Annotated in this window: 6 protein-coding genes and 1 pseudogene; 5 read left to right on the top strand and 2 right to left on the bottom strand. The window is 47.0% G+C overall.

The genetic code is table 11. The features are described from left to right. The first annotated feature begins 612 nt into the window (after positions 1–612). The 3 genes from POG22_RS21545 (at position 613) to gor (ending at position 4,136) form a co-directional block, all read left to right on the top strand. On the top strand, positions 613–1,344 hold the full coding sequence (locus POG22_RS21545; protein ID WP_017660698.1) for a glutathione peroxidase: 732 nt from the start codon (positions 613–615) through the stop codon (positions 1,342–1,344). Between the two features lie 104 nt (positions 1,345–1,448). Beyond that, the gene (locus POG22_RS21540; protein ID WP_498907075.1) at positions 1,449–2,222 is read left to right on the top strand and encodes a ZIP family metal transporter; all 774 of its coding nucleotides are present in this window, start codon (positions 1,449–1,451) and stop codon (positions 2,220–2,222) included. 567 nt (positions 2,223–2,789) lie between these two features. After that, complete coding sequence (gene gor / locus POG22_RS21535; protein WP_498907074.1) at positions 2,790–4,136, top strand: glutathione-disulfide reductase; 1,347 nt, start codon at positions 2,790–2,792, stop codon at positions 4,134–4,136. Positions 4,137–4,526: 390 nt separating this feature from the next. Here the strand turns inward: gor and POG22_RS21530 are convergent, their stop codons facing one another. Beyond that, positions 4,527–5,090 carry a DUF697 domain-containing protein gene (locus POG22_RS21530; protein ID WP_017660701.1) on the bottom strand — a complete coding sequence of 188 codons (564 nt, stop codon included), beginning with the start codon at positions 5,088–5,090 and terminating at the stop codon, positions 4,527–4,529. A 784-nt stretch (positions 5,091–5,874) separates the two neighbouring features. Between POG22_RS21530 and POG22_RS21525 the strand changes: the two genes are divergently transcribed. Next, complete coding sequence (locus POG22_RS21525) at positions 5,875–6,441, top strand: LemA family protein (protein WP_498907073.1); 567 nt, start codon at positions 5,875–5,877, stop codon at positions 6,439–6,441. Positions 6,442–6,446: 5 nt separating this feature from the next. Continuing rightward, entirely contained in the window at positions 6,447–8,147 is a 1,701-nt protein-coding gene (locus POG22_RS21520; protein ID WP_498907072.1) for a DUF3137 domain-containing protein, read from the top strand. On the opposite strand, the pseudogene POG22_RS21515 reads toward POG22_RS21520, so the two are convergent. After that, positions 8,125–8,240: pseudogene (locus POG22_RS21515) on the bottom strand (ISKra4 family transposase); the annotation flags it as partial. The gene POG22_RS21520 and the pseudogene POG22_RS21515 overlap by 23 nt on opposite strands.

Here is an 8,240-nt window from a genome sequence, read left to right as displayed (position 1 = left end):
CTGCCTAATACTTCGGAAACCTCCATCGCTCTGACCTTTTTAGTGATGAACCTGGTGAAGCTGCTGAGGCAGTTTTACTGTCTTTTTTTGTGTCAATTTTTCCCAAACTTCATAATTTTGTCGAGAAATATTATTGTAACCTATAAAGTGGACGAGTTAAGTCAATTCAGATTTATACCTTGAGAAAGACGGCTTCTTGTTCATTTTCTTCTTGTTCGTTTTCCACCCCCGGCTTTTGATAACTTTTTCAGCAAACCCTAAATAGATGCCTTAGGGGCTTTTCGTACCGCGATGTCTTTTCGTTTTGTGGAGTGGCTGAGCTTCAATAGAGACCTGTTTGCCGCTCACAAAGCGCGTTTGGGCTTTATTTGGGCTTGAAATTTGTTGAAGTCCCGTTACCTGTCTTCCCTCGTCTCTGAAGAAGCTCCCCCTCTGTTCTTCCTTGAGATAGATATCACGGGACAGGCAATCGCTTAAACTTCATAGAGCGCGATATTGCTGAATTTTGAAGCCCGGACAGTTTTTTCTACAAAAGGCTTGACAAGTCTTAACATCGCTCGCTAAGATAAACTCATAACGATTATGAATTAATTCACAAAGGAGCTAACTGCTATGTTCGAGAACCGAGAAGGTCAGCGCGTTCCCAACATTACCTTTCGCGCCCGTTGCGATAACGAATGGGTCGATATCTCCACAGACGAACTGTTTTCTGGAAAAACCGTTATTGTTTTCGCCCTTCCCGGCGCGTTCACGCCGACTTGTTCCTCGAGTCACCTTCCCGGCTACAACCAGTTAGCGGGAGTGTTCAAAGAAAACGGCGTTGACGACATTATTTGTCTGTCTGTCAACGACACCTTCGTCATGAACGAATGGGCGAAAGACCAAGAAGCCGACAACATCACCCTAATTCCCGACGGAAACGGTGAATTTACCGAACAAATGGGGCTGCTCGTCGATAAAAGCGACCTGGGCTTCGGGAAACGCTCTTGGCGGTACTCCATGCTCGTAAAAGACGGCGTCATCGATAAAATGTTTATCGAACCCGAGAAACCCGGAGATCCCTTTGAAGTCTCCGATGCCGAGACGATGTTGAACTACATCAACCCCGACGCAACACCGAAGTACGTCTCGCTGTTTACCAAAATCGGCTGTCCCTTCTGCGCCAAAGCCAAAACCAAGCTCAAAGAACGCGGTTTCGACTACGAAGAAATCGTCGTGGGACGAGACGCCACCGCGCGATCGCTCAAAGCGATGAGCGGTAGCACCACCGTTCCCCAAGTCTTCATCGACGGGAAACTCATCGGCGATTCCGAAGCCTTAGACAAATATCTGGCTAGTGCCTAAGTCTTCCTAGCATCGAGAAAACTCGAACCGAGTAGAGGGCGAATCCTAGCGTTCGCCCCTACAGTGTTTTTAGTGTTCGGTCGATCCTTAACTCGTCACGGTCAATGAATGTCATCCTCATTGGAAGCCTAGCCAGTCTCATCGCCGGACTCGGAACTGGCATCGGTGCTTTACCGATTTTATTCACTCACAACATCCAACATCGACTTCAGGGAATTTTTCTCGGGTTTGGAGGAGGTGTCATGTTGGCCGCAACCTCCTTTTCGCTCATCGTCCCCGGAACCGAAGCCGCTCTCGAACAGGGAGCCTCCAAAACCGTGGCGGCCTTAATTGTGGGAGCGGGGATTGTTTTAGGAAGTGCGGCGTTGTGGTTTGCCCATAACAACTTTCCTCACGAACACTTTTTTAAGGGCAAAGAGGGGCCGACATTGAAAAACTTCCAACGAATTTGGCTGTTTGTCATTGCCATTACCCTGCACAACTTCCCTGAAGGCTTAGCGGTCGGCGTCGGATTCGGCGGGGGCAACATCGCAAACGGTATTGCCCTAGCGTTGGGGATCGGCGTACAAAACATTCCCGAGGGGTTAGTCGTCGCGTTGGGATTGCGAGAATTAAACTATTCGATCGCCTATGCGTTGGGCGTTGCGTTCGTCACCGGCCTCGTCGAACCTGTCGGCGGCGTCATTGGGGCAGGCGTGGTCAGCGTGGCGCAAGCGTTTTTACCCTGGGCGATGGCCTTTGCAGCGGGGGCGATGCTGTTCGTGATCGTCGATGAAATTATCCCCGAAATCGCTCGCAAAAGCTACGAACAAGAAGGTACCTTGGGCATCGTGGCGGGATTTGTCTGCATGATGTTTTTAGACATCTCCCTCGGGTGATGAGATGGGGAGATGAGGGGGTGAGGAGATAGGGAGATTTTACATCATCACATCATCACATCACCCGGTCATCCGGTTATCTAGAGAGAACCATCAGATTCTCTCCCTGACAGACCGACGATTTGACAGGCGGTTTCCATTTCCCAGAGTCCCTGAGTACAGCTTTTTAAACAAAAGCTTCCTGGCTACTGTGAAGTTTTTACCCGATCGCAGCCACCCGCTAGAGCTAAGTGTTCCCGATCGGAACCCCATAACTTCAGTTGTTAAGGTTCTGAGGCGGTTTCTAGAACTTTGGAGGTTCCGGCAAAAGCCTACCTTTGACTCTCAATCTACGGGACGCCACACCACAGGCATTATATCTAACAACTTGACTTGAGTAAGATTGAAAGCTAAGGAAATGTCAATTTTTGGGGTATCGTAGACGCGAAGCGGCGGATAGCAGAGGCCCCCTCAATTGACGCGGGGAGTCCAAGTCTCGAGACACTCACCGATGGGGGGAGCGCGGGACTTATGGCTCCCCAAACCCCTCACAAGTTAAGCGTAGTATGAGAGGACACAGAGAAAATTATGAGTTACGATTTCGATCTATTTGTCATCGGTGCGGGTTCTGGAGGAATCGCCACAGCTCGACGCGCCGCCGAATACGGTGCGAAAGTGGGAATTGCAGAAGTCGATCGCCTGGGGGGAACCTGCGTCAATCGCGGGTGCGTTCCCAAAAAGTTAATGGTGTATGCGTCCCACTTTTCCGATCTATTTTGCGATGCGGTGGGGTACGGTTGGAGTCCGGTGAAAAGCGAGTTCGACTGGCCGAAACTGATTCGCGTGGTGAACGACGAGGTTACTCGCCTCAACGGTATTTATCAGCGGATGTTGGATAAGTCTAACGTGGAGGTGTTTGAGGGACACGCGAAATTTGTCGATTCCCATACGGTAACGATCGGCGATCGCACCCTAACGGCCGATAAAATTCTGATCGCAGTGGGAGGAAAACCCGTCAAACCGGATATTCCGGGGATCGAGTACGCCATTACGTCTAACGAAATTTTTCATCTGGAGGAACAGCCGAAACAGGCGGTGGTTCTCGGTGGTGGATACATCGGCGTCGAATTCGCCTGCATCCTCAAAGGCTTGGGGTCTGAGGTGACGGTGATTATCCGACGGGATAAGATCTTACGGGGATTTGACGAGGACGTTCGTACTGAGATTCAAGAGGGAATGCAACGTCACGGTATTCGCATTCTGACCGAAACCACGATCGACTCGATCGACAAACTCGACAGCGGTAAGTTGCAATTGAACCTCAGCGGTGCGGAAGACACCGTTATCGCCGATTCCATCAGCTTGGCAGCGACGGGACGCAAACCGAACCTCGAAGGATTGGGGTTAGAAAATACGAAAGTCAAAACCCAAAACGGGGCGATCGTGGCGGACGAGTACAACCAAACCGACGATCCCGATATCTTCGCAGTCGGCGATTGTATCGATCGCCTCAACCTAACCCCCGTTGCTATTAACGAAGGGCGCATCCTCGCAGACACGAAGTTCGGCGGAAAGTCGCGGCAGATGAGTTACGAAAACGTGCCGACGGCGGTGTTTACGACGCCAGAAGCCGCCACGGTGGGATTGACGGAAGCCGAGGCGCGGGAGGAATACGGCGATGCAGTGAAGGTGTTTCGCTCGAAATTCCGCCCGATGTACCATACCTTGGGCGGTCGCGAAGAGAAAACCTTGATGAAGCTGATCGTCGATGGCGATACCGATCGCGTTGTTGGGGCGCACATGGTGGGCGAAAATGCAGCCGAGATTATTCAAGGGGTGGCGATCGCCGTGAAGATGGGGGCGCGAAAAGCGGACTTCGACGCCACGGTGGGCATTCACCCGAGTTCGGCTGAAGAGTTCGTGACCATGCGCTAAGTCGAGAGTTTGCAGAAAACTGATAGAGACGGACTTCGGTGCGTCTCTATTTTTGTGGGCGATCGCGCGATCGCCCACATATCCCCCCGTAGCCCCCTTACCAAAGGGGGTTTGGTGCAGAAAAAAGCCCTGAAGCCCTTGTTAGAAAAGATATCGCCATATTAAAGGGTTGGCCGCACAATCCCAGATCGGTAAATTGCTTGCCGGAGATCCCCGGTCTCTCCCAGGTGCTGGGGATCTGGCTTGAGTTCCAACACAGATTTTATGTGTTTTGTCAATTCCCGATCTCGAAAAGTTTTTGGCACCACTGAGCGATAAATCCTCCTACTACACCAAACGATTTGGTCGGCAAGAGGGTTTTAACAACGTTACGTCTAGCATTCATCTCGTTCACAGTCGCTCGAGTAACTGTTGTTTTTTGGCTTGGAACTCTTCCTCAGTTAAAATACCCTGTTCTTTTAACTTCCCGAGTTTTTCCAGAGCTTGATAAATATCTGCCGCTTCGTCTTTCTTCTCGTTTTCGAGATCGGAAACATAAGATTTCCCGCGCTCGAACGCCACATCGTAAGCCTGTTTGACTTGGTCTTCAACAAAGTTATTCAAGTTACCGGAATTCGCAAAATGGTTGATGGCAACTTGACCGACGGCATAGGTTGAAGCTCCCGATGTAATAGACATCGACGCACCTCCGATCAAGGTTCCAACCCCCGGAATGGCCTTCAATAAACTCGCGCCCAAGCGGGCGAACGTCGTTCCTGTTAAGGCTGAGACGAAGGCTTTCCCGTTACTTTGGCTATAGTCTACGTTGTACGTTCGGGCTAACTGCTGGAGCATTTCTAATTGAATTGCAGTAACGGCAGCAAAATCCACCAGTGGAATGGGGATTAATCCACCTCCCATCGACCAGAGAACGTGGGTACGAACGATCGCCTCTGCTTCGGTTCGCTTACTCATTACAGAGTCCTCTATACAGTTGTGGAAGAACGCTTAAGTTATGGAAATTTAAGCTCCATCATAGCACTAGTTAATTCAGGTTCGTTCGACCTCTGTAAAACTACTGAGTAGTTTGAATGACGATATTTGTCCGTTCGGCAACCTGTAAGTCACAACGATCGCTCGGTCCGCAATTGTCGGAAGCTTGAAGTTTTAACTTGACAATAGACATTTTGATTGTTTTTAGGACTTACGCAGTTCGACCGAAATTACTCTAAATGGAGAGGTCGGTGGGCATTGCCCACTACAAATGGTGGAGATGCTTAACTCCTAGTTTTAATAGCTACTTTTAAGTTTTATTAAATTTTGTTTTTATTTGCAAAAAACGATCGCTCGAATCGTAATTAATTACGAGATTTCACGGAAGACAGTGTTTCGATTTATTAAGAACTACGAAATAATGCAGAAAAATTCGAGCGCTCGAACTAACAATCTCTCACAATAAAATTTTCTAAAAATACGTTATAATACAGCACAAAAGTTTTCATGAGAGAATTTAAGTATGGCAGTCCCCAATGAGTTGTCAAAAATTAAAATACCCTAAAAAATACAATTCTCCGTTCCCGGTTCCCTTTTTGTTCCCATTTTGTTACACAACTGATTTAGGATGACTACACATATGCATATTGCAGAATTTTAAAAATCATGCGAAAAATCGATGTTTTCAACATTAACTCAAAACGTTCGATCGCTGTAATCTCGTAATAGAAGTATTTTTCGTCATTTTAAGAGGGAGGATAAATGAATGTGGACTCTAATCATATCGATCGTAGTCGTTATTTTATTGGCAGTTTGGATAACTGGACTTTACAATAGTTTGATTCGATCTAAAAACCAAATTGATAATGCATTTTCTAGCATCGACGTTATTCTAAAAAAAAGATATGACTTAATTCCAAACCTAGTGGCTGTCGCTAAAAAATATTCAGATTTCGAGATAAAAACTCTGACTCGAGTTTCTGGATTGCGATCGCAAGCTATGTCTAGAAGACTGCCAAATACTAGGCGATTGGAACTTGAAAACCAAATTTCACGAGAAATTAGTAATTTTTTAGTCACGGTTGAAGCGTATCCTCAACTCAAATCCGATCGGAGCTTTCTACAACTCCAAGCCTCACTCAACGAAGTTGAAGAACAACTCTCAGCCGCACGACGATTTTATAACAGTTCGGTCACAGAGTATAACAACGCGATTGAAATGTTTCCGACGAATATAATCGCCACTCAACTCAACTATCGACGCAAAAAAGTCTTTGAAGCGTCCGAGAGCGATCGTCAAAACGTTAACGTCAGTCAACTCTTTGAGAATTAAACACAATGTCTAAAGATCGAGCCTTACGCGAAGGAATTACCGCCTTCGAGCAGAAACGCTATTCCGAAAGTATTGCGTTACTGGCACCATTATGTCAAAACGAGTTTCCTCGAACGTCACAGCAGGTCACTGCATGGACAGCACTAATTCGATCGCACTACGCTTGTCAACAACTCGAAGAAGCGATCGAGCTTTGTACGAAACTCGCAGCTCATCCCCATCCCAAAGTAAAGCAGTGGGGTCAGCAAGTACTGAAAACCCTGCAACAACGCAACCATCACCTTCAGGTCGCCACCAAACATGAAACAACCCAAACATTGACGAACGAATCGAGTTCCGATCGCCCGTCAGACTTACCATCTAGTTCCACAACACTCGCCTCTTCTAGTGAATCTTCACAACCTAAAACCCCCTCCGAATCACTATCGACCCTAGAAATTCAGCAGTTGCTCAACCAAAGTAAAGTTGCGATTCGTCAGAAAGACTACGAATTAGCGTTGAGCCACCTCGATCGTTACTTTACTGGAGTTTCGACCACTGAAAAAAACCAACAATATTGGCAAGCACAAACACTTCTCGCTCAAGCCTATCGAGGAAGTGGAAAACTTAACGAAGCCGTCAGTTTGAGTGAAGAACTCGCGAGAAATGCGAATCTCGAAACTCAACACTGGGCGCAGCGTTTTTTAGAGTCAGTCACAGCTTCATTAGAACGAGCGAAACGCAACGCTGAAGCAGCTGCTCGAGAAGCGGAAGCAGAAGCCCAAAGACTTCAAGCGATCGAACAAGCTCGAATCGAACCGAGAACAGTTTCCGAACTCAAGCGGTTTTACCAGAAAACGCTACTGAAGGAACTCAAAAAAATCGAAAAATCTCGTCGATCGGTTTTAATATCTGTCATCGCAATTTCGGGAATACTTTTAGCAATTTTTATCGGCTCGGGAATTTTAACCTCTAAAATGCCGAAAACTTTTTTCATTTTATCTACCCTGTGGTTGACACTTTGGGTCTTTTTATATAGCTTTCGCACCAGTCAATACGGAATGGGATTCAAACGCAACATTGTCCAAAAAATACTTGAATTTATAGACCCAGATGAATATTTACAATATTCTCCGACTGGTGAAATGGGAGCCGCACGAAACGCATTAACGAATAGCACGCTGTTAGGTCGAGCCTTTCCCGATCTCGTTCGTCAAGATGACTATGTTTCTGGAGTAGTCGGCCGAACTGTGCTTTCTTTTGCAGATGTCTGTGCTGAAAAATCGTCCTTTAACTGGTTGTCTGTCTTGAAAGGACGGCGTCGGTCTTCTAGCTATATGTGGATGACGGGTTTTCTTGTTTTTGTTTTCGGGTTTCCTTACGCATTTTCAAGAATTGCACGAGGACGAAAGTTAGTGTTTTCTGAGTTTTGGGAACAGTTTTTTGAATCTTCAATATCGAGAACGCTTTTATTTAAAGGCTTGTTGTATTGGTCTACTTTTCCTAAGACGTTTAAAACTCGAACGCTCGTTTTGTCGAAAAAACTCTCGGGTAAAATTGGAAAAAATGGAGCTAAAGAGGGTTTAGTACGAATTAAACTGGAAGATCCACAGTTTAATAAATATTTTATGGTCTACGGACAAGACCAGGTCGAATCGCGCTATATTCTCTCCACCAATCGGGTGCATCCCAGTTTTGCAAGTGTCAGGCGTAAAAGTCTCCATTGAGATAAGCACAGCGTTGCTTGAGGACTTGTGGAACGTTCTGACGTTCCCACTGAGCGCCGGAAATCTTGAGACGCCGACCAATCTGCTTGACCG

The organism is Geitlerinema sp. CS-897 (assembly GCF_028368005.1).
Lineage (GTDB): Bacteria > Cyanobacteriota > Cyanobacteriia > Cyanobacteriales > Geitlerinemataceae > Baaleninema > Baaleninema simplex.
This window is presented reverse-complemented; position numbering and strand designations above follow the sequence as displayed.